Raw genomic sequence first — 21083 nt, 5'->3', positions numbered from 1 at the left:
CACCGCGCCGAACCAGCGCATCGCGCCGACGGGCCGCTACCGCACCCCGTCCCAGATCGCGAGGATCTGCGCGTCGGGGTCCTTGTCCACGCCGCCCTCACCGCCGAAGACGCGGACCGCGCGGCCCTCGCCGTAGGGCGTCCAGCCGGGATCCTCGCCGCGCGCGAAACGCACCCAGACGCCGTGCATCTCGTCGGCGAGGGCCTGCGGCGGATTCGGCCCCGTGAGCGCCTCCACCGCGGGCTGCCGCAGCGTGTCGAAGACGAAGGGGATCTCGACGGCGTGCGTGGCGCCCAGCACGCCGTCCATGGCGGTGGACGCGTAGTCGAACCGGTACATGAAGGTGTCCGACGGTGCCTCGTCCCTCGCCTCCGCCAGCCGGGCCGCGGGCACGGTGAAGGTGCGGTCCTCGAGCAGGAGCGTGAACACCTCGCCCGGAGTGGTGGCCCCGCGGTCGCGGTGCGCGGCGACGATCGCCTGCGGGTCGGAGAAGCCGTAGAGCATGGCGGTTCCGAGGACCATCGGCTCGGGGACCTGATCGATCAGGCCGCTGGGCGCGACGAACAGGCGCCCCTCCTGCAGGTTCCGGCCCATCAGCACCCGCACACCGGAGGACGCCCCGGCGCGGATGGATTCGATCGGCAGCGCGGGCAGCACGTCACCGTCGACCGTGGGCTCCCAGGCCATCGTGTCGGTGACCACCTCGCCCCACCGGGACGGGTCGGGCTGCGCCGCGATCTCCAGGGAGAGCGCCTTGGAGGCGGCCACCACGTCCAGGATCGGCACGGCGCCGAGCGCCTCCCGGGTGGGCTCGACGCCGAGCCGCTCCGCCAGCGCCCGGGCCACCGTCTGCGCGGTCTCCCGCCGCAGCGCGTGGTGCCCCGCCCCGCTCTCGAGGACGGCCTGATGGAACAGCCCCTCCGCCAACGGTGAACTCATCAGGGAGGCCACGCTCATCGCACCGGCGGACTCGCCCATGATCGTCACGCGCGCCGGGTCACCACCGAAGCCGCGGATGTTCTCACGCACCCACTCCAGGGCCCGGATCTGGTCGCGCAGGCCCAGATTCGTATGTTCGTCGCCCAGGTCGAGGAAGCCGAGCGCGCCCAGCCGGTAGTTGATCGAGACGAAGACGAGCCCGTCGCGGGCGAAGGCGGCACCGTCGTACATGGGGATCCGCGCGGTTCCGGCCCGGAACGCGCCGCCGTGGATCCACACCACGACCGGCGCATCCCCGGAGACGTCCGGGCTCCATACGTTGAGGTTGAGGCACTCCGGACCGGGAAAGTCCGGCTCGTCGGCGAGGATCGCATTGATCGGCGGATCGTAGGCGGCCTTCGGCACCGTCGGGCCGAAGGCGGTGGCGTCCCGCTCCCCCGCCCACGGTTCGGGCGGGGAGGCGGGCAGGAACCAGCCGGCACCGTCGAGCGGGGCGGCGTACGGCAGGCCGAGGAAGCGGGCCACGCCGTTCTCGACGGTGCCGCGGACGCGGCCGGAACGGGTTTCGACGGTGATGGAGGAAGTCACGCCTCCTTGTCTACCGGGAAGCCCCGCCGTTCGGATCGATTTCGACCTTCGTCTTGATGTCGATCGGACCGGAGTGATCGGCGTCGTAGACCTCGATCGTCACCAGCTCGGCGGTGTGCGACGGGTGGTAGAGATCCTCGGGGACCGTACCGTCGGAGTACACCGGCAGGTCCTCCGAGGGCAACACGTCGGTGGTGTCATCGGTCACCGCGAGGGTGTTGGCGTGCCAGCGCATGCGCTCGCCGAGTTCCTCGCGGTGCGCCCGCTCCGCGAGGATCAGCGGGTCGTGCCACAGGTCCATCATCAGCGCCATGCACATGCCGAGCATCACCACGAGGAAGGGCGCCGCCGCGATGATCGCCATCTGTTTGATACCGGTCAGCGCGTCGTCACCGCTCACCCAGAGCAGCAGCGCCGCAACGGCTCCCGTGAGGACACCCCAGAAGACGGTGACCGAGCGGTTCGGCTCCTCCGCACCGCGCTGCGAGAGCGTGCCCATCACGATCGAGGCCGAATCGGCGCCCGAGACGAAGAAGATGCCGACGAGCAGCACCACCAGGAAGGCCGTGATCGTGGGCCACGGAAGATGCCCCAGCGAATCGAAGAGCAGCACCTCCTCGTTCTCGGCCTTGCTGATCCCGAGCCCGGCCTGCTCCTGGTGGATCGCCGTGCCGCCGAAGATCGCGAACCAGACCAGCGAGACCAACGTGGGCACGGCCATCACGCCGATCACGAACTCGCGAATGGTGCGGCCGCGCGAGATCTTCGCGAGGAACAGGCCGACGAAGGGGGTCCAGCTGACCCACCAGGCCCAGTAGAAGATGCTCCAGCTGGCGAGCCACTTGCCGGCATCCGGCTCGTTGGCGGCCGACCGGGCCGACATGTCCATGAAGTCCGCCGCGTACGCGCCGATCGACGTGGGCAACAGGTTGAGGATGAAGACCGTCGGACCGACCACGAAGACGAATGCGGCCAGCACCAGGGCGAGCACCATGTTGGTGTTCGACAGCCACTGGATGCCCTTGGCGACACCGGAGACGGCCGAGGCCACGAAGGCCAGCGTCAGGATCGAGATGATGGCGACGAGCAGCAGCTTGCTCGACCCGTTCTCGGCCCAGCCGAGGCGCTCCAGCCCCGCGCCGACCTGCGCCGCACCGAGACCCAGCGAGGCGGTGGTGCCGAAGAGGGTCGCGAAGATGGCGAGGATGTCGATCACCCGGCCGCCCACGCCCTGACCGCCCGTGCGGCCGAAGATCGGAGCGAAGACCGAACTGATCAGCTGGCTTCGCCCGCACCGGTAGGTGCTGTACGCGATGGCGAGGCCGACCACCGCGTAGATGGCCCACGGGTGGAAACCCCAGTGGAACATGGTCGTCGCCATCGCCACGGCCACGTCGTGGGCGTTCATGCCGGGTGGCGCGCCGACGAAGTGCGCGATCGGCTCGGCGGCGCCGAAGAACATCAGGCCGATACCCATACCGGCGCTGAACATCATCGCGATCCACGAGACCGTCTTGTACTCGGGCTTCTCCCCGTCCCGGCCCAGCGGGATGCGGCCGAACCGGGAGAGGGCGAGGAAGGCGGCGAAGAGGACGAAGAAGCTGGCGGAGACGAGGAACAGCCAGCCCAGGTCCGTGATGATCCAATCGAGGACATCGGCGGTCGTCGTCTTCAACCCGTCCGAATCCAGGAAACCCCAGAGGACGAACGCCAGAACCGCTGCGCCCGTCACGCCGAACACGACCCAGTCGGTCGTCCGGCGATGGTCTCCTGTCTTATTAGTTACAGTAGCCATGATCCCACTAGATCACACCGGTCATGACACAGGTCAAATCTCCGGCGAACTCCCCCGCCGCTCCGCGGAACGAACTAGACTGCGCCAGCTGGGCGTTCGCGGCCGGGTGCGGGCTTCGCCACGGAAGGTCCGCTCAGGAGGACGGGACCACCGAGCGCACCCAGCCCTCGAGCCCGCGCGGATTGCGCGTCTGCAGTAGGACGCGGCCCGGGCCGACGAACTCGAAGACCATCCCCTCGCCGGACTTCATCGACTGGATCCACTTGCCCTGCACGGCCCGTCGCATGGTGAATTGCATGTTCAGGTCGTAGGCCACCACGTGGCCCGTGTCGATCACCACCTGCTCACCGGGCCGCAGGTCGATCACGTCGATCGCGCCGTAACACGCCACCAGTACCTCGCCCTGCCCGGCGGCCTGCAGGCCGAAGGCGCCCTCTCCGCCGAAGAAGGTCTTCGCACCGCCGAACTGGGTGGTGGTCTGCACGCCGTAGGAGCTGGCGAGCCACCCGCCGCGGGTCACGTAGTAGGGCCGGTCGGGCTGGATCTGCAGCACCGCGATATCGCCCGGAAGGACGCCCGCGATGTCCACCCAGCCGCCCTGCTGCGGCGCGGTGAAGGTGGAGACGAAGAAGGACTCACCCGAGAGCAGGCTGCGCTTGAGGCCCTGCATGATGCCGCCCTGCGCCTGCGATTGCAGCATCATCCCGGCGGAGTGCGCGACCATCGCGCCCGACTCGACGGTCATCGGTTCGTTCGGCGCCAGCTGGCAGCGGGCCATGGAGAACGAGGGATTGTGGCGGAGCTGTACCTGCATGGCGTCAATCTAGCCGAATCCGGTCAGCTCGCGAGACGTTCCCTGCGACGCGCCTCCCGGTCCAGCGCGCGGTCCCGCGCCTCCTCGAACTTCCGTGCCCTGACCTCCAGTTCGCCGACGAAGTCGCCGATCAGATCCCGCATCCGCGCCGCCTCGCCCACCAGGTCGGTCCGGTCCAGCAGATTCCACTTCCGGAGCACCGGCACCACCACCGCGTCGCGGTGCTGACGCAGGTCGTAGATGCCGCTCTTGGCCATGAGCACCGCATCCCGGCGGAAGTGCGGCAGCGCCGCCCCGGGCATCTGGAAGTTGGTAAGCACCGCGTGGATCGCGGTGAGGGCCTGTTCCGGCGCGACCTCGATCGCCGCGCCGAGGATGTTGCGGTAGAACAACATGTGCAGGTTCTCGTCGGCGGCGACCCGGGCGAGCATCCGGTCGGCAACGGGATCGTCGCACACCGCGGCCGTGTTGCGGTGGCTGATCCGCGTGGCGAGCTCCTGGAAGGTCACGTAGCTCACGGACAGCAGCATCGAGTTCATCCCCGGCGCGAAACCGTGCTGCATCTGCGTCATCCGCAGGTTCTCGAGTTCCACGGGATCGACGCCGCGGGTCACGGTGAGGTAGTCGCGCAGGACGATCGAATGCCGAGCCTCCTCCGCGGTCCAGCGGTGCACCCAGTAACCCCAGGCCCCGTCGAGGGTGAAGTTCTCCGCGATCTCCCGGTGGTAGCTCGGCAGATTGTCCTCGGTGAGCAGGTTCATCACGAGGGACGCCCGCGCGACCGGGGAGAGCCGCGAGTCGCTCTCCCGGAAGTCCTCGCCCCCGAGCGCCGCGAAGTCCCGGCCGCGGCTCCACGGCACGTGGTCGTGCGGGTGCCAGTCGACCGCCTGCCGCAGGTGCCGGTCGACCTCCCGCTCGGCGGTGTCCGAGAGTTCGTGCAGCAGTTCCAGGTCGGTCAGATCACTCATGCCACCAGCCTTCCCCGCGCCCGGGCGGGCGGGCAGTGGCGAGCGTCCCCGGCGACGTCCCGGAATCCGGTCCGACGGTGCGTCCGCGCAGGTGGGCCGTCTGCACCGGGACGACCGGGACGTATGTCCCGACATTGGCCGCCGACCGTCCCTCGGCGGCCGCGCGGCATGATCGGGGCCCTACGCTGAGGAGCATGTCCTCGGTATTCCTCGTCGACGACCACGAGATCGTCCGGCGCGGCCTGGCCGACCTCCTCACCACGGACGGCAGCCACACCGTGGTGGGCGAGGCGTCGACGGTCCGTGAGGCCCTCGCCCGCATTCCCGCGGTACGCCCCGACGTGGCGGTCGTCGACGTGCGCCTGCCCGACGGCTCCGGTATCGATCTCGTCCGCTCGCTCCGCGAGCAGATCCCCGAGCTGCCCTGCCTCGTTCTCACGTCCTACTCCGACGACGACGCCCTGCTCGACGCGATCACCGCGGGGGCGCAGGGCTACGTGCTCAAGCAGATCCGCAGCACCGAGCTGGTCTCCGCGATCGGTACGGTCGCGGCCGGCGGCTCCCTCCTGGACTCCGCGAGCACGGCGCGAGTCCTCCAGCGGATCCGGGAGAGCCGGGCCGCACCGGCGGCACCGTCGGTCCTGACCGGACAGGAGGAAGCCGTGCTCGAGCTCATCGGGGAGGGCCTGACGAACAAGCAGATCGCCCAGAGGATGTTCCTCGCCGAGAAGACGGTGCGCAATCACGTCACCGGCGTCCTGGCCAAGCTCGGGGTGGAGAACCGGGTGCAGGCGGCCTTGCGGGCCGCGGAGCTGCGCGAGGGCGGGCCGCGCAGATGAGCGGCTCAGACCAGCGCTGCGCGGGCCTGCGGCCACGCGTCGACCACCGGCGTGCCGCGCTGCATCGCGCGCTCCGCCAGCAGCCGCCCCAGCAGACGGCAGACCAGGTACTCCCAGTCGAGGTCGTCGACGCCCGCCGCCGTGCGCACCTCGTTCCAGCGGGCGAGCCGCCCCGCGTAGGCGGCTTCGGCGAGGTCGACGACGAGTGCGCGCACGTCCGCCCGGTCCAGCGGGTCGATATCGATTCCGTTCACACCGCCCAGCCTCCGGTCCGGCGCCGCCCGGCACCAGGGACGACCGTCCCGAGGATGCTCCCCCTCTCCCGGAGCCCCGTCCTATGACCGCGCACGGCCGGACCGGCGCGCACCGCCCGGACGCCGACCTGCAGGACATCCTCAGCGCGGTCATGGTCGTGGCCCAGGGCCTGGACCTGCCGGCGACGGTGCGGCGCATCGTCACCTCCGCGATGGCGCTGGTCGACGCCCGGTACGGCGCCGTCGGCGTGAGCAGCGGCGACGGCTCGCTGCAGGAGTTCATCTACGTGGGCATAGACGCACAGACCGCCGCCCGGATCGGTGATCCGCCGTGCGGCCGCGGACTGCTCGGTCATCTCCTTCAGGTGCAGCAGCCGCTCCGGATCGCCGAGCTCTCCGAGCACCCGGCCTCGGTGGGCTTCCCGGAGAACCACCCGCCGATGCACAGCTTCCTGGGCGCGCCGATCATCGTCGGCGGTGAGCTGTTCGGATGCATCTACCTCTCGGAGAAGGCCGACGGTCTCGCGTTCACCGCCAGCGACGCGAAGGCGATCGAGATCTTCGCCGCGGCGACCGCGGTCGCCATCGACAACGCGCAGATGCATTCGGAGGCGATCGAGCAGCAGCAGCGACTCGGCGAGTTGCAACTGCTCGAGGAGCGCGAGCGCATCGGCCGCGACCTGCACGATCACGTGATCCAACGGATCTTCGCCGCTGGCCTCGGCCTGCAGGTCGCGCGCGCCACCGCGACGGACGAGCCGGTCCGCGAGCGGCTCGACGGGGTCATCGGCGAGCTCGACCGCACGATCGCCGACATCCGCTCCACCATCTTCGAGCTGTCCGCGGGCGGCGCGGGGCTCCGTACTCGGCTGGTGCGGGCCGTGCGCGCGGTCGCGCAGGGCGCCGAGTACGCGGTCGACGTGAGCTTCTCCGGACCGGTGGAGAGCGCGGTGTCGAACGAGGCGTTGATCCGCGACGTGGAGGCCGTGGTGACGGAGAGCGTCTCCAACGCGGTGCGGCACGCGAACGGGAGCCGCGTCACGGTCACGGTGATCGCGACCGGCGAGGCCGTCACCGTCGAGATCGCCGACGACGGTGACGGGATCCCCGCGGGCGGGCGCCGCAGCGGACTGCGGAACCTGGCCACCCGCGCCGAGCTGCGGGGCGGCACCGTCGAGCTGCAGCCCGCGGAGGCCGGGGCCGAGCGCCCCGGCACCGTCGTGCGGTGGTCGGTGCCGCGGGTGCCGTAGGGCAGGTCAGACGACGAGCGCGGACGCGAGTGCGCGGTACCCGCCCGCGACGTCCGTGGCGCGGCGCAGGCCGATGTCGCGCAGCGCCGCGGCGGCCAGGGAGCTGGCGTAGCCCTCCGAGCACAGCACGATCCACCGGACATCCCACCCGGTCGCCTCGGGGAGCCGGGCATCGGACGTCGGGTCGAGGCGCCATTCGAGCACGTTGCGTTCGATCACCAGCGCGCCGTCGACGGTGCCCTCGGCCGCCCGCTGCGCAGCGGGACGGGTGTCGACGAGGACGGCGCCGGCGTCGAGCTCGGCGCGCAGGTCCGCGGCCGCGACCCGGTCGATGCGGTCCCGCGCGCCGGCCAGGAACTCGTCGACGCCGCGTCCCCCGGTGGGCCCCTCGGGCTCGTCGGTCAGCTCGGTGCGCACGCGGCGCAGCCGCCCGCCCGGGGAGACCTCGTAGTACGACATCGCGGTCAGGGGCGGTGAGTAGGCGTGCACCGACAGGGTCGGCGTGGCCGCCTCGCCGGTCGCGGCGTCGTGCGCATCGGCGTGGCGGGTCACGTCGTGCACCCAGCCACGGTCGAAGGACGCCTGGCCCCCGGCGTCGATCCGGCGCTCCCGCAGGGCGCTCCCGTCCCAGCTGCGTTCCGCGAGCGAGCCCGAGACCACGGTGAGCGCGCCCAGCGAGCCGGCGTGATCGTGCAGCTCCGTCGAACGCTCCGGCACCCAGCTGATCAGCCAGACGTCCACGTCGTCGTCGCCCCACAGCCGCGTGGACCAGCGCTCGCCGACCGGCCACTGCGTGGGGAGCACGCGGTCGTACTCCCCCGCACGCACCCGGGCCGCCTCGGCCGCGGTGAGCGCCAACAGGTCCGGTGCGTTCTCGGTCATGCGGTTCAGTGTCCGACGGTGCGGAGCTCCGGTGAAGCCTTCCGCTCACCGCGACCGCAAGCCGCACTCAGCGCACGAGGCCCACCTTCTTGAGCCAGGTGGCGGCGACGTCCGCGGGATCGCGGCCCTCGATGTCGATCTGCCCGTTGAGTTCCTGCATCGTCTCGTTGGTCAGCAGGCGACTGACCGTGCCCAAGACGTCCGTGATCGCCGGGTACTTCGCGAGCGTGTCCGTCCGCACCTCCGGCACACCGTCGTAGGGCAGGAAGAACTTCCGGTCGTCCTGGAGCAGCTGCAGGCCCAGCTTGCGGATCCGGCCGTCGGTGGCGTAGACGTCGCCGGCGGTGCAGGTGCCGCCGGAGACGGCGGAGTAGATGACGCCGGCGTCCATCGTGGTGACGGTGTTCGGCGGGGTGCCGCCGCCGAGGGGCACCTGGTACTTCTCCAGGAGACGCCCCAGTCCGTCGGGGCGCGACTGGAATTCCGGATCCACGCACAGGGACCGCTCCGCGGGCGGCAGCCGGAACAGGTCGCTCAGCGTGTTCAGGTTCCGCTGCGCCTTCTGTGCCGGCGTCACCGCGAAGGCGTAGGTGTTGTTGAACGGTGCGGGCGCGAGCACCGTGATTCCGTTGGCCCGCTCCGCGTCCCGGACCCGGGTCCACAGCGCGGTCGAGTCGCTGATCGTCTCCGTCTGGCCGAGGTAGCTGACCCAGATGGTCCCGGTGTACTCCCACGAGAGGTCCGCGGCCCCGCTCACCATCGCCTGCCGCGAGGACATCGAGCCCGGTGCGTTGGTGAGGTCCGTGACCTCGGCGCCGGCGGCCTGCAGGATCGTGGTGCTGATCTTGCCGAGCAGCACGCCCTCGGAGAAGGACTTCGAGGTGACGGTGATCTTCGCGCCCGCCAGCGGACGCCGGCCGTCCACCGGCTCGGCGTGCACGAAGTGGCCCGACGAGCTCGCCAGCCCGCAACCGGCGAGGAGCACCGAGAGGCCCACCAGTACCGGCAGCAGCGCTCGCCGCACGCGCGCGGTCCCCGTCATCCCGTCGCCCCGCGTCATGCCGTCACCCCGCGCAGGCCGCGCGGCGCCAGCAGGTACTCGGCGAGCCGGGCCAGCCAGTCGATCGCGAGCGCCAGCAACGCGACGAGCAGGGCGCCGGAGAAGAGCAGCGCCGGAAGGTAGAGCGTGACGCCGGTGGTGATCAGTACCCCCAGGCCGCCGGCGCCGATGAAGGTGCCGAGGGTCGCGGTACCCACCAGGATCACGAGCGCCGTGCGCACGCCGTGCAGGATCACCGGCACCGACAGGGGCAGCTCCACCCGGATCAGCGTCGCGAAGGCGGAGAAGCCCTGTCCGCGCGCGGCTTCGATGATCCGCTCGTCGACCTGCCGCAACCCGGTCACGGTGTTCTGCAGGATCGGCAGCACCGCGTAGACGACGAGCGCGGCGACCGCGGTGCGGAAGCCGGTGCCGAACCACATGGCGAACAGGACCACCATGCCCAGTACCGGCGCGGCCTGGCCGACATTGGCGAGGGCCACGATCACCGGTGCGACGCGGGCGAACCGCTTGCGCGTGACCAGGGTTCCGAGGGGGATCGCGATGAGCACGACGAGCACGGCGGAGACCACGGTGAGCTGGACGTGCTGCCATACCGATTCGCCGAGCTTGGACCACTGCAGCTGCACGGCCTCGGTCTCCGAGAAGTCTCGGGTGGCGTGCCAGACCAGGTAGCCGACGACACCGGCGATCACCAGCAGGGGCTCGAGGATCAGGTCGATCGGCACCCCTCCGGCGAAGCGCGGCGTCGGCCCCACGCGCGCCGGACCGGCCGCCCCGGCCGCCCCGGGTGCGGCGGTCACGACGGCCCCGTCCGGTAGGTGTCGGCGGCCTGCTCCGGATTCGCGAGCGCCTGCCGCTCCCGGATCCGCTGCGCGACCTGCTCGATGGTGAGCGCACCGACGACCTTGCCGCGCTGGGTGACCAGCACGCCGCCCTGGCTGGAGGCGAGCATCACGTCGAGCGCGTCGGCGAGCGTGGCGGTGCGTTCGGCCACCGGCAGCCGCTGATCGATGTAGGTGGAGACCACGGGCTTGCTCAGCACCTCGGCCACCGACGGCCAGGCGCGCGGCCGGTCCTCCTCGTCGACCACGACGATCCAGCTCAGCTTCGCCTCCTTGGCCCGTGCGGCCACCTCCTCCGACGGGTCACCGGGGCGGGCGAGGACGACGGGCGCGCTGGGGATCTCACCGACCGAGCTGAGGGAGAGGTGCTTGAGCGTGGCGCCCGCGCCGACGAACTCCTCGACGAAGGCGTTGGCCGGCGCCGTGAGGATCTCCTCCGGCGTGCCGAACTGCTCGATCCGGCCGCCCTCGGAGAGGATCAGCACGCGGTCGCCGAGTTTGATCGCCTCGTCCACGTCGTGCGTGACGATGACGATCGTCTTGTGCAGGTCCTCCTGGATCGCGAGCAGCTGATCCTGCAGCCGTACCCGGGTGATCGGGTCGACGGCGCCGAAGGGTTCGTCCATGAGCAGGACGGGCGGATCCGCCGCGAGGGCGCGGGCGACGCCGACGCGTTGCTGCTGGCCGCCGGACATCTCCTTGGGGAACCGGCCGCGGAAGACCTCCGGGTCGAGCCCGACGAGCTCCAGCAGCTCCGTGACCCGCGCTCGGGTGCGGGTCTTGTCCCAGCCGAGCAGTCCGGGCACCGCGCCGATGTTCTTCTCCACCGTCCAGTGCGGGAACAGCCCGCCGGCCTGGACGACGTAGCCGATGCCCTGCCGCAGCTCGTCGGCGTCGGCCTTGGTGACGTCCTTCCCGCCGATCAGGACCCGGCCCGAGGAGGGCTCGATCAGCCGGTTGATCATCTTCAGCGTGGTGGTCTTGCCGCAGCCCGAGGGCCCGACGATGGCGACCGTCTCCCCCGCGTCGATGGCGATGGAGAGTTCCCTCACCGCCGGCTCGTCCTGGCCGCGGTAGCGCTTGATCACCTTCTCCAGCTCGATCGATACGCCGGTCGTTTCACTCATCGCAGTCCCTTCGAGACGGTGAAGCGGCCCAGGAGCACCAGGAGGCCGTCGAGTACGAGCGCCACGGCCACCACGAGAGCGGTACCCACGAGCGCGGATTCGAGCGCGCCGGCGCCGCCGAGACGGGCGAGGCCGGAGAAGATCAGGGAGCCGAGGCCGGGCCCGAGGACGTACGCCACCACCGTGGCGACACCCACGACGAGCTGCGTGCTCACCCGGATCCCGGTCAGGATCACCGGCCAGGCGTTGGGGAGTTCGACGGTGGCCAGGACGCGCCAGCGCGGCATCCCGAGGCCGCGCGCCGCCTCGACGAGCGCCGGCGGCACCGCCTGCAGCCCGACGATGGCGCTCGTCAGGATGGGCAGCGTGGCGTAGAAGGCGAGCATCGTGACCGACGGAGTGACGCCCAGCCCGAAGACGATGAGCAGCAGGGCGAGGAGCGCGAGGGAGGGCACCGTCATCCCGACGGAGGCGACGGCGGTGGCGAAGGCGGCTCCTGCGCGGGAGCGATAGACCAGGGCCGCGATCACCAGGGCGATCACCGACCCGAGCAGCACGCACTGGATCACCAGCGAGGCGTGCTGATAGGTGAGGAAGCCGAGCTGACCGCCACGACCGTCGAGGAATCTGCGGAGGTCCACAGTGCCGAACCTACCGAGGATGGGGGCTTTCCGCGCGGTTCGCGTCGCGGTGGGCGAAATCCGCCGGTCCGGACGAGAGCGCGACCGACCGTGCGAGAGCATGGAATCTCTCTCCCACTTCACTGTATAGCGCACCCCGGGCCTTGCCGCAAGGGCCGGGTGAGGGCGCATACTCGCTGGCCGGACCGGGTTTCTGACGAGGTGGATGCATGAGCGAGTACGAGAACGAACTGACAGCGGAGCGCGATTACGTGGCCGGGCTGTACGCGCGGCTGGATGCGGAACGGGCCCGGGCGCGTCGACGGTACGCCGACGCGCTGCGCGACCACGAGGGCCGGGCGGTGGACCGGGAGGGCGACGTGATGACCTCGGCGCGCGAGGTGCGCCGCCTGGACGTCGCCGAGGAGGGGCTCGCCTTCGGGCGGCTCGATGGCGAACCGGACGAGGACGGCACCGTCGACACGCGGTACGTGGGCCGGCTGGGCCTGTTCGACGACGAGCGGGAACTACTGCTGGACTGGCGCGCGCCGGCGTCGCGACCGTTCTACACGGCCACGGGGGCGCACCCGGAGGGGGTGCACCGGCGGCGGCAGTTCCTCAGCCGGGGCCGGGAGCTGACCTCGTTCACCGACGAGATGCTGGGGCGGCCCGGTGCCGATGCCCGCGGCGACGCGGCGCTCCTGGCCGCGGTGAACGCGCCGCGCGGGGAGGGGATGCGCGACATCGTCGCCACCATCCAGGCCGACCAGGACCGGATCATCCGGTCCGACGACCCGGGCGTGACGGTGATCGAGGGCGGCCCGGGCACGGGCAAGACCGTCGTGGCGCTGCACCGCGTGGCGTACCTGCTGTACACGCAGCGGGCGCGGTTCGAGCGGCACGGCGTGCTGGTGGTCGGCCCGAACACGTCCTTCCTGCAGCACATCGGTCGGGTACTGCCCTCGCTGGGCGAGTCCGACGTGGTCTTCGCGACGCCCGGCACGCTCTACCCGGGCGTCACGGCCCGGGCCGGGGATGCGCCCGCGGTGGCGCGGATCAAGGGCGCGGCCGCCATGGCCGACGTCCTCGCCGTGGCGGTCGCGGACCGTCGCACCCTGCCGGAGGCCCCCGTCTCCATCGGGCTGGGCGACGCGACCGTACGGATCGAGGCGGACGTCGTCGGCTGGGCCCGGGACGAGGCCACCGACAGCGGACAGCCGCACAACCAGGCGCGCGCCGTCTTCCTCGACGTTCTGACCTGGGCGATCACCGAGCGGGCGCTGGGCCGGATCGGGAAGCAGTGGCTGCGTCGCGAGGACACGCGGGCCTGGGAGGAGATGCGCGGCAGCATGCTCGCGGACCTCGCGGTCGACGGGACCTTCCGGCGCACCGTCGATCAGCTGTGGCCCGTGCTCTCCCCCGAGCGACTCCTCGCGGACCTGCTGAGCTCGCCGGAGCGGCTGGCCGCGGCGGGCGCCGACCCGTCGCTCCTGCGCGCCGACGGTGCCGCCTGGACCGTCTCGGACGTGCCCCTGCTGGACGAGCTCGCCGAGTTGCTCGGCCCGCACGAGGCCCCGGACGGCTCCGCCGCCGCGGCGGCCCGGAAGGAGCAGGCGGAGTTCGCCGAGGGGGTACTGGATTCGCTGGTCTCCCGGGCGGATTCGATGGACGACGAGGATCATCTCTTCGCCACCGACCTGCTCTACGCCGACGACCTCGCGGACCGGTTCGAGGAGCGGGACACCCGGGACCTGGTGGACCGCGCTGCGGCGGACCGCACCTGGGTCTATCGGCACGTGGTCGTCGATGAGGCGCAGGAGCTCTCCGCGATGGACTGGCGCGCACTCATGCGGCGCTGCCCGTCGCGCTCGTTCACCGTGGTCGGTGACCTGACGCAGCGCAGTGCGCCCGCGGGCGCACTGTCGTGGGGGGAGATGCTGGACCCGTTCGTCGCCGGGCGGTGGGCCTACACCGCGCTCACGGTGAACTACCGCACCCCGGCGGAGATCATGGCGGTCGCGGCCGGCGTGCTCGCCGAGTTCGCACCCGGCACAACGCCGCCCGAGTCCGTGCGCGCGTCGGGCGTCCGGCCGTGGGCGCGGCGGCTCGGCGACGACGAGCTCGCCGGCGCGATCGAGGAGTTCGTCCGGGACGAGAGCGGCCGGGAGGGCACGTTCGTCGTCATCGGGCCCGACGGTACGCCCGGAGCCGTACCTCCCTCGGCGACGAAGGGCCTGGAGTTCGACGCCGTGCTCGTCGTCGACCCGGGCGCGATCCTCGCCGACGGTGACCGCGGCGCGGCCGATCTGTACGTGGCGCTCACCCGCGCCACCCAACGGCTCGGGGTACTGCACCGCGCGCCGCTACCGGCGTGCCTGTCCGGGCTCGAGAGCACCGTCGGCGCCTGCTGACGGCCGCACGACGTGCTCAGCCCCCGCCCTTGATCCAGTCGAGCGCGATGGCCACGACGGCGGCGTTGAAGAAGAAGCTGAGCACACTGTGCACGATCACGAGACGGCGCGTCGAGCGCTGGGTGACGGTCACGTCCGAGACCGCGAAGGACGTGCCGATGGTGATGGAGAAGTAGACGAACTCGGTGAGCTGCGGGCGATCGCACTCCGGGAACTGCAGGCCGCCGGTGGCGAAGTAGTCGCGCGCGTAGATCTGCGCGAACGCCGTGTGCAGGAGGAGCCAGGAGAGGAGGACCGTGGCCGCGGCGACGGGCTGGAGCGCGGGGTCCGGCTCGCTGCCGCGGGTGGCGATCATGAGCAGGCCGCCCACCAGTCCCGAGCCGCTGACCACGGCCGCGAACAGGGTGGTCTGCCAGCGCGGCGCGAGCAGCTCCGGGTCGTCCTCGCCCGCCGGGATCCGGCGGCGCAGCAGGAACCAGCCGGCCACAACGTAGGCGACGGCCGCCACGTTCCACGTCACCAGCAGCGGCACCGCTGCCCGCCCGAACACGAGCACCGCGGCCAGCCAGGCCAGGCCGAGCAGGGTGAGCACCGTCTCGAGAAGGGGCACCAGTGCGGAGCGTCGCATGTGGCAAGCATTCCACGGCAGCTGCCGTGCGGCGGATACCATCGCCGCATGCCGCCCGCCCGCTCGAGCCCGTCGCGCTACGTCCAGCTCCGGTTCCTCGAAGCGGGCCTGGCCGTGCTGGCCGAGCGGGGGCACGCGGCGCTCAAGCTGGCCGCGGTGTGCGAGCGGGCCGGGTCGTCCACCGGCAGCTTCTACCACGCCTATCCGAGCTGGCTCGAGTTCACGTCGGCGCTCATCGCCTACTGGCGCGAGACCAAGAGCGACCGGCTGATCGAGGCGGCCCGGCAGGTGCCCGACGCCTACGACCGGTTGATGGCGCTCATCGACGTCGGCCTGACGCTGCCGCACGCCACCGAGGCGGCGATCCGGGTGTGGGCGGCGCACGACCCGGAGGTGGCGCGGCACCAGGCCGAGGTCGACCTGGAGCGGCGGGACGTGATCGCCGAGACCTACGCCGAGGTGCTCGGCGACCCCGAGCTCGCGCAGAAGTACGCGACGACGGCGCTGTACCTGCTGGTGGGCTACGAGAGCGGCACCCTGCCCTCGCTCGAGACGCTGGCCTTCGCCTTCCGCACCTTCACCGACGGCGCCCTGCGCGGCACGCCGGACGACGGGGCACCGTCGGAGCCCTGACGCCCGTGCCCGGACGGACGGCGCCGGCGGACCCTAGAGGTCCGTGCCCGAGACCGCGGACACCGTCATGCTGGGCGTCGCCGCCGGGTCCCCCGGACGATCGGGGAAGTCGAAGACCCCGAGTACCAGCATCATCGGGTAGTCGGGGGCCTGCCGAGTGACGCGCGTGACGGCCCCGTCGATCGAGAAGCTGACCCGCCCCGGCTCCCAGTCCGCCCTGTAGACATGGGGGCGGCTGACATCGATGACCTGGCGTTCGGCGGTGAAGTCCTCGGTCAGGGCGTCGTCCCGGAACCGGTGGATGCCCTGGCCGACGGCGGCGGTCCCGTTCTCGACCGTGTCCCCGAAGACCTCCACGAGGCAGATCTCACCGCAGCGTTCGGGGCGGTCCTCCAGCCCCACCATCCAGGCGGCGAACATCGAGCGGGGCGAGATCACCGCCGAGCACTCCACAGCGATGCTTCCGTAGTGCGGGGTGAAGCCCAGAAGCGTCTCCTGCTCCTCCCTCACGCGCTGGTCGGGCAGGAAGGGCTGCTGGGCGTCGGTGGACCCGACGGGCCGGACCGGTTGGCCGAGTGGATCGCCGAGACCCGCAGCGGCGTCGGATGCAGGTCCGGGCACCACAGGCCCTGGGCCGGCGGGATCGAGAGGGTCAGCCCCACCGGGCCCGTCTCGAAGGTCGCGCGGGCGGCCGCGCGGGAGCTCCACGCGGGCAGGTAGGAATCGGTCCAGACGGAGCGGTCGAGTTCTCCGAAACGATCGTGGAAGTCCATGCTCAGTGGCCGGCCCGCACGACGAGGGCGTCGAGCAGCGCGAAGACCTGCACGGTGAGATCGACACCGGCGGCCTCGTCGCCGAGGACGCGGCGGCGCACCGCACGTTCGAAGGGCCCGTCGAGGGCGGCGTAGACGCCTGCGGCGTCGAGGAGCGGCGCCCCGCCCGCGAGGTCGGCGTACCGGCTCACGACCCGCCAGATCATCGCCTCGAGCGCACCGTCGATCTCGCGCACGTCGTCGGTGAGCGCGGCCTCGAACATGGCCTGCGAGCGCAGGTCGTACCAGAGCTTGTGGGTCGGGAGGTTGTCCTCCATCGTGGCGGCGAGCCGCTCCGCGAACCGGGCCCGCAGCGCGGACGCGTCGTCGTCGGGACGAAGGACGTCGTCGTACGACGCGATGCACTCGGCCTTGTAGAGGTGCACGCAGTGCGCGATCAGCTCCAACCGGTCGGCGAAGTAGTAATGCAAGACGCCGTGGCTGTACTCGGAGTTCGCGGCGATCTCGCGGAGGCTGGTGCGGGCGTAGCCGAGCTCGGACAGGGTCTTGAGCGCCGCGCGCGCCAGCTCGTCGCGCTTCGCCGCGACCTTCGTCGCGTGCTTGGTGGCCCCCACGGCGGCGGGGGCGCTCGCCTGCGTGATCACCTCGGTCACCCCGCGCTCCCTTCCTCCGGCCGCCGTCTCGTCGGCATCGCCCCAGGATAGCCCCCCTCCGTCGAACCAGCGCGAGGCCCCGACGGATAGATCTTGACGATTGTCCAGTGTTTTTCTTGACAGTCGTCTAGATTCCGAAGTGTGACGGTCGCCACTGCGTGACGCCACGGGAGTCCGATCCATCTCGATCAAGGGAGTAGTCGTGAGCGCATTCGATCTGACCGGGCGGCGCGTCCTCGTCACCGGCGGGGCCCAGGGGCTGGGCGAGGGCATGGCGCGGGCGCTGGCGGCCGCGGGCGCCCGGGTGATGCTCGGGGACCTGCAGTCGGAGCGGGCCGCCACCGTCGCCGCCGAGCTCGGCGCGGGGAACGGCTCGGTCCACCTCGACGTCACGTCGGAGGAGAGCTGGGGCGCCGCGATCGACGCGACCGTCACCCAGCTCGGCGGGCTCGACGTGGTGGTCAACAACGCCGGCGTGGAGATCACAGGACTCCTCACCGAGATCACCGTCGACGACGTGCGGCGGCAGTTCGACGTGAACGTGCTCGGCACGGCCCTCGGTCTCAAGCACGGCCTGCGCACGATGCGGCCCGGCGGCGCGGCGGGCAACGGCGGCGCCATCATCAACGTCGCCTCCGTCGCGGCCACCATCGCCTTCCCCGGGATCGCGATCTACTCGGCCACCAAGTCCGCGATCGACCGGATGACCCGGGTGGCGGCGATGGAATCGGGGAAGCTCGGCTACGGCGTGCGCGTGAACTGCATCTACCCGGGCCTGGTCCCCACGGAGATGGGCACCGGGCTCGCGGTCGATATGGCGCGCATCGGCCTGTTCGGCTCGCCGGAGGAGGCCGTCGAGGCGGTCGTCGGCCTCACACCGAGCGGTCGCCTCGGCGAGGTGCAGGACATGGCGGACGCGGTCGTCTTCCTCGCCTCCGACGCCTCCCGCTTCGTCAACGGCGCCGGGCTGCCCGTTGACGGCGGCATGGGTATGTGACCGTCGAAACCCTGAAGGAACAAGGAGCATCATGAGCAACAAGCCGGTAGTGGTGTACGGCGCCTCGGGCTACACGGGACGCCTGGTCTGTGAGTACCTGCGCGAGTACAACGTGCCCTTCACCGCGGCGGGCCGCGACGAAGGCAAGCTCACCGAGTCGATGAACGCGCACGTCGCGGGCATCGAGACGGCGGACTACGAGATCGCCGAGGTCGAGCACGAGCTCGGCGCCCTCACCGAACTCTTCCGGGGCAGCTCGGTGGTGCTGAACACGGTGGGCCCCTTCATCAAGCTCGGCGATCCCGTGGTCGAGGCGGCGCTGGCCGTGGGGGCGCACTACTGCGACACCACGGGCGAGCAGGACTGGTTGATCCACCTCGACGAGACCTTCCACGCACGCTTCGCGGAGGCAGGACTGCTGCTGGCCCCGGGCATCGCGCAGATGTACACCACGGGCGAGATCGCGGCGCAGATCGCCCTGGAGACACCGGGACTCGACACGCTCGACATCGCGGTCTTCTGGGGCGGCAGCCCGACCATCGCCTCGACCCGCACGATCCTGGTCAACGCGGCGGGCGGCGACGCCTTCTACCTCGAGCAGAACCAGTACGTCCCGTTCGACCCCCAGCAGGGACTCGTCCCCCTCGTGGTGCCGGGGCAGCATGAGCTGGCGCAGTCGCTGCCGTGGGGCGGCACCTCCCATCCGGTGTGGTTCAAGCGCGATCCGCGCGTGGCCAATTGCAAGGCGCAGGGCGGGGTGTTCAACACCGCTCTCATGCAGAACGTCCCCGTGATCGTGGCACAGGCACTGGAGGCCACGAAGGACATGTCGCCGCAGGAGCGCGCCGACGCGCTCGACGCCGTCGCCGCGCAGGTGATGAATTCGATGCCGCCCCGGGAGAATCCGCGCGTGAACAAGTCACTCGACTCGGTGCACGCCTCCGGGCCGCTCGGCCGCGCCCACGTGGTGATCCACGGCAACAGCAACTACAAGCAGACCGGGCTGCTCCAGGCCTATGCCGCGTACTCGCTGCTGCAGCAGCCGCCGCGCCGCACGGGGCTCGCCTCCGGCTGCCAGGCCTTCGGGCATCGCGAGCTCGAGGGCGTCCTGCGCACCTTCGGCCTCATCTCGGAGCCCATCGTCACGGTGCACCGATGACGCTGCCCGACGTCCCGGATGTGCCCGGCCTCCCGGAGATCCGGGCGGCGCGGGCACCGTCGGGCCCCGCTCTCGCGGACGATCGCCTCGACCTCTCCAACAGCGAGTTCGCCGCGGCCGTCCGCAGGGCCGCCACCCGGCTGGAGGAGTACGGCGTGGAGCCCGGCGACGTCGTGGGCCTACTCCTGCCCAACCGGGTCGAACTCGTCGTCGCGCTGTTCGCCGCGTGGCGCCTCGGCGCGGCCGTCACGCCGATCAACCCGGCCCTCGCGCCGCCCGAGATCGCCTACCAGGCAGCCGACGCCCGGGCGCGCGTCCTGGTGACCGAGCCCGGAGCCCGGACCCCCGACGGTGTCGCGGCGCTCCCGTGCGACGAGCTGCTGGCCGAGGCCGACGGCGAGGAGGCGCTGCCGGTGCGGGTCATGCCGGCCGATCTGGCGCTGCTCATCTACACGGCCGGCACCACGGGCAAGCCCAAGGGCGTGATGATCACGCACGGGAACATCGCGGCGATGACGGCGTCGTTCATCGAGCACTTCTCGTTCACCGAGCGCGACCACAGCCTGCTGGTGCTGCCCCTGTTCCACGCGAACGGGGTCATCCTCGGCACGCTGACTCCGCTGCGCGCCGGCGGGCGCACCACGATCGTCGGCCGGTTCCGCGCGGACGAGTTCTTCCCCGCCGTGGAACGGCACCGGCCCACGTACTTCTCGGCCGTGCCGGCGATCTACGCCATGCTCACCACGGTGCCGGACGACGTCGTCCCGGACACCTCCTCGCTCCGGTTCGGGATCTGCGGCGCCGCACCGATGCCCGTCGATCTCATCGAGCGCTTCGAATCGCGGTTCGGCGTCCCGATCGTCGAAGGGTACGGATTGTCGGAGACGACCACCGCCTCGGCCATCAACCCGCTCGACGGTCCGCGCAAGCCCGGCACCGTCGGCCCGGCGCTCCCGGGCCAGCGGATCCGCATCGTCGACGGTGCGCTCCGCGACGTCGCGCCCGGCGAGACCGGCGAGGTGCTCATCGCCGGCGACGTGGTGATGGCCGGGTACCTGAACCGGCCCGAGGCCACCGCCGAGACGATCGTCGACGGCTGGCTGCGCACCGGCGACGTCGGCATGCTCGACGGTGACGGCTACCTGCGCCTGGTGGATCGGGTGAAGGACATGGTGATCCGTGGCGGCGAGAACATCTATCCCAAGGAGATCGAGGCCCAGCTGTACCGCAACCCGCAGGTCTACGAGGCAGCCGTGATCGGCCGGCCGCACGAGGTGCTCGGCGAGGTGCCCGTCGCCTACGTCTCCCTCCGCGAGGGTGCCACCGTCACCGCCGTTGAGCTCCTCGACGACTTGCACGGCACCCTGGCGAAGGTCAAGATCCCCGTCGACCTGATCCTGCTCGACGAGATCCCGAAGAACCCCGTCGGCAAGATCGACAAACCCACCCTGCGCCGGCAAGACCGGGCCCGATCGTAGGTGCGCGGCTATCGGGGGTGACAACGTGTGCTCATGACGCGGGCCCCGGCGTTTCCTCTGCTAGGTTGGCGAGAGGAGCTGGACTGGAAGAGCTTCCGGGGCAAGGGAAATCGGGAGTCGCTGGAGCCGATGAATTCGGAGCATTACGACCACTCGGCCCAGGGTGCCGCGTCCGTCGCGCAGGCATTCCAGCGGATGTCGCGCGGGCACCGCAGAGTGCAACTCGATGAGCGTTCTGCGATGCGCATGCGAGGATTTCTCCGGCCCACGCTTGAACCATCTGGCCCTTGAGGCTCGGTGCGTCTCGTGGAACTCCTATACGGACGTGCCGGACCAGGTCGGCGTTCTCCGCGTGCATCGCGGTGAGTGG

Annotated in this window: 20 protein-coding genes and 1 pseudogene; 7 read left to right on the top strand and 14 right to left on the bottom strand. The window is 71.2% G+C overall.

Going from position 1 to position 21083, the window contains the following annotated elements:
* Positions 1–36: 36 nt before the first annotated feature.
* The 4 genes from AC21LY_RS00835 to AC21LY_RS00820 all read right to left on the bottom strand — a co-directional run bounded on the left by AC21LY_RS00835 (position 37) and on the right by AC21LY_RS00820 (position 5104).
* The gene (locus tag AC21LY_RS00835) at positions 37–1527 is read right to left on the bottom strand and encodes a carboxylesterase/lipase family protein (RefSeq protein WP_489044221.1); all 1491 of its coding nucleotides are present in this window, start codon (positions 1525–1527) and stop codon (positions 37–39) included.
* Positions 1528–1537: 10 nt separating this feature from the next.
* The gene (locus AC21LY_RS00830) at positions 1538–3322 is read right to left on the bottom strand and encodes a BCCT family transporter (protein ID WP_489044220.1); all 1785 of its coding nucleotides are present in this window, start codon (positions 3320–3322) and stop codon (positions 1538–1540) included.
* 133 nt (positions 3323–3455) lie between these two features.
* Positions 3456–4136 (bottom strand): TIGR00266 family protein, encoded by a 681-nt coding sequence (locus AC21LY_RS00825; RefSeq protein WP_489044219.1) that lies wholly within the window; start codon positions 4134–4136, stop codon positions 3456–3458.
* Between the two features lie 23 nt (positions 4137–4159).
* Positions 4160–5104 (bottom strand): acyl-ACP desaturase, encoded by a 945-nt coding sequence (locus AC21LY_RS00820; protein WP_489044218.1) that lies wholly within the window; start codon positions 5102–5104, stop codon positions 4160–4162.
* Between the two features lie 194 nt (positions 5105–5298).
* Here AC21LY_RS00820 and AC21LY_RS00815 point away from each other — a divergent pair, with 194 nt between their 5' ends.
* A complete protein-coding gene (locus tag AC21LY_RS00815) occupies positions 5299–5943 on the top strand; it encodes a response regulator (RefSeq protein WP_489044217.1) in 645 nt (214 codons plus the stop codon).
* A gap of 5 nt (positions 5944–5948) precedes the next feature.
* Here the strand turns inward: AC21LY_RS00815 and AC21LY_RS00810 are convergent, their stop codons facing one another.
* Entirely contained in the window at positions 5949–6197 is a 249-nt protein-coding gene (locus AC21LY_RS00810) for a hypothetical protein (protein WP_489044216.1), read from the bottom strand.
* 83 nt (positions 6198–6280) lie between these two features.
* Here AC21LY_RS00810 and AC21LY_RS00805 point away from each other — a divergent pair, with 83 nt between their 5' ends.
* Positions 6281–7447 carry a GAF domain-containing sensor histidine kinase gene (locus AC21LY_RS00805; protein ID WP_489044215.1) on the top strand — a complete coding sequence of 389 codons (1167 nt, stop codon included), beginning with the start codon at positions 6281–6283 and terminating at the stop codon, positions 7445–7447.
* Positions 7448–7453: 6 nt separating this feature from the next.
* Here AC21LY_RS00805 and AC21LY_RS00800 read toward each other — a convergent pair whose 3' ends face one another.
* The 6 genes and pseudogenes from AC21LY_RS00800 to AC21LY_RS00775 all read right to left on the bottom strand — a co-directional run bounded on the left by AC21LY_RS00800 (position 7454) and on the right by AC21LY_RS00775 (position 12002).
* Positions 7454–7756 carry a rhodanese-like domain-containing protein gene (locus AC21LY_RS00800; RefSeq protein ID WP_489045397.1) on the bottom strand — a complete coding sequence of 101 codons (303 nt, stop codon included), beginning with the start codon at positions 7754–7756 and terminating at the stop codon, positions 7454–7456.
* A gap of 75 nt (positions 7757–7831) precedes the next feature.
* Positions 7832–8329 (bottom strand): annotated as a pseudogene (locus tag AC21LY_RS00795) (cupin domain-containing protein); the annotation flags it as partial.
* A gap of 67 nt (positions 8330–8396) precedes the next feature.
* Positions 8397–9371 (bottom strand): glycine betaine ABC transporter substrate-binding protein, encoded by a 975-nt coding sequence (locus tag AC21LY_RS00790; protein ID WP_489045396.1) that lies wholly within the window; start codon positions 9369–9371, stop codon positions 8397–8399.
* Between the two features lie 14 nt (positions 9372–9385).
* Positions 9386–10192 (bottom strand): ABC transporter permease, encoded by an 807-nt coding sequence (locus AC21LY_RS00785; RefSeq protein ID WP_489044214.1) that lies wholly within the window; start codon positions 10190–10192, stop codon positions 9386–9388.
* Positions 10189–11361, bottom strand: a complete 1173-nt coding sequence (locus tag AC21LY_RS00780) for an ATP-binding cassette domain-containing protein (protein ID WP_489044213.1) — start codon at positions 11359–11361, stop codon at positions 10189–10191. Before AC21LY_RS00780 ends, AC21LY_RS00785 begins: the two co-directional genes overlap by 4 nt.
* Positions 11358–12002: an ABC transporter permease gene (locus AC21LY_RS00775; RefSeq protein WP_489044212.1), complete on the bottom strand. Its 645-nt coding sequence runs from the start codon at positions 12000–12002 to the stop codon at positions 11358–11360. Before AC21LY_RS00775 ends, AC21LY_RS00780 begins: the two co-directional genes overlap by 4 nt.
* 209 nt (positions 12003–12211) lie before the next feature.
* Between AC21LY_RS00775 and helR the strand changes: the two genes are divergently transcribed.
* Positions 12212–14392 (top strand): RNA polymerase recycling motor ATPase HelR, encoded by a 2181-nt coding sequence (gene helR, locus AC21LY_RS00770; protein ID WP_489044211.1) that lies wholly within the window; start codon positions 12212–12214, stop codon positions 14390–14392.
* A 16-nt stretch (positions 14393–14408) separates the two neighbouring features.
* Here helR and AC21LY_RS00765 read toward each other — a convergent pair whose 3' ends face one another.
* Positions 14409–15020, bottom strand: a complete 612-nt coding sequence (locus AC21LY_RS00765; protein WP_489044210.1) for a DUF1345 domain-containing protein — start codon at positions 15018–15020, stop codon at positions 14409–14411.
* A gap of 48 nt (positions 15021–15068) precedes the next feature.
* On the opposite strand from AC21LY_RS00765, the gene AC21LY_RS00760 reads away from it, so the two are divergent.
* A complete protein-coding gene (locus AC21LY_RS00760) occupies positions 15069–15653 on the top strand; it encodes a TetR/AcrR family transcriptional regulator (protein WP_489044209.1) in 585 nt (194 codons plus the stop codon).
* Between the two features lie 33 nt (positions 15654–15686).
* Here AC21LY_RS00760 and AC21LY_RS00755 read toward each other — a convergent pair whose 3' ends face one another.
* The gene (locus tag AC21LY_RS00755) at positions 15687–16274 is read right to left on the bottom strand and encodes a glycoside hydrolase family 16 protein (RefSeq protein WP_489044208.1); all 588 of its coding nucleotides are present in this window, start codon (positions 16272–16274) and stop codon (positions 15687–15689) included.
* Positions 16275–16428: 154 nt separating this feature from the next.
* Complete coding sequence (locus AC21LY_RS00750) at positions 16429–17079, bottom strand: TetR/AcrR family transcriptional regulator (protein WP_489044207.1); 651 nt, start codon at positions 17077–17079, stop codon at positions 16429–16431.
* Positions 17080–17281: 202 nt separating this feature from the next.
* Between AC21LY_RS00750 and AC21LY_RS00745 the strand changes: the two genes are divergently transcribed.
* The 3 genes from AC21LY_RS00745 to AC21LY_RS00735 are packed head-to-tail and all read left to right on the top strand — an operon-like array spanning position 17282 to position 20713.
* Positions 17282–18076, top strand: coding sequence for an SDR family NAD(P)-dependent oxidoreductase (locus AC21LY_RS00745; RefSeq protein WP_489044206.1), 795 nt, complete (start codon positions 17282–17284; stop codon positions 18074–18076).
* Between the two features lie 28 nt (positions 18077–18104).
* A complete protein-coding gene (locus tag AC21LY_RS00740; protein ID WP_489045395.1) occupies positions 18105–19235 on the top strand; it encodes a DUF5938 domain-containing protein in 1131 nt (376 codons plus the stop codon).
* A complete protein-coding gene (locus AC21LY_RS00735) occupies positions 19232–20713 on the top strand; it encodes a class I adenylate-forming enzyme family protein (RefSeq protein WP_489044205.1) in 1482 nt (493 codons plus the stop codon). The genes AC21LY_RS00740 and AC21LY_RS00735 overlap by 4 nt, the downstream gene beginning before the upstream one ends.
* Positions 20714–21083 lie beyond the last annotated feature (370 nt).

The sequence above is a fragment of the Tsukamurella sp. II2bb genome (genome assembly GCF_057815145.1).
The sequence above is the reverse complement of the archived record's forward strand: the minus strand, read 5'-3'. Positions and strand labels throughout refer to the sequence as shown.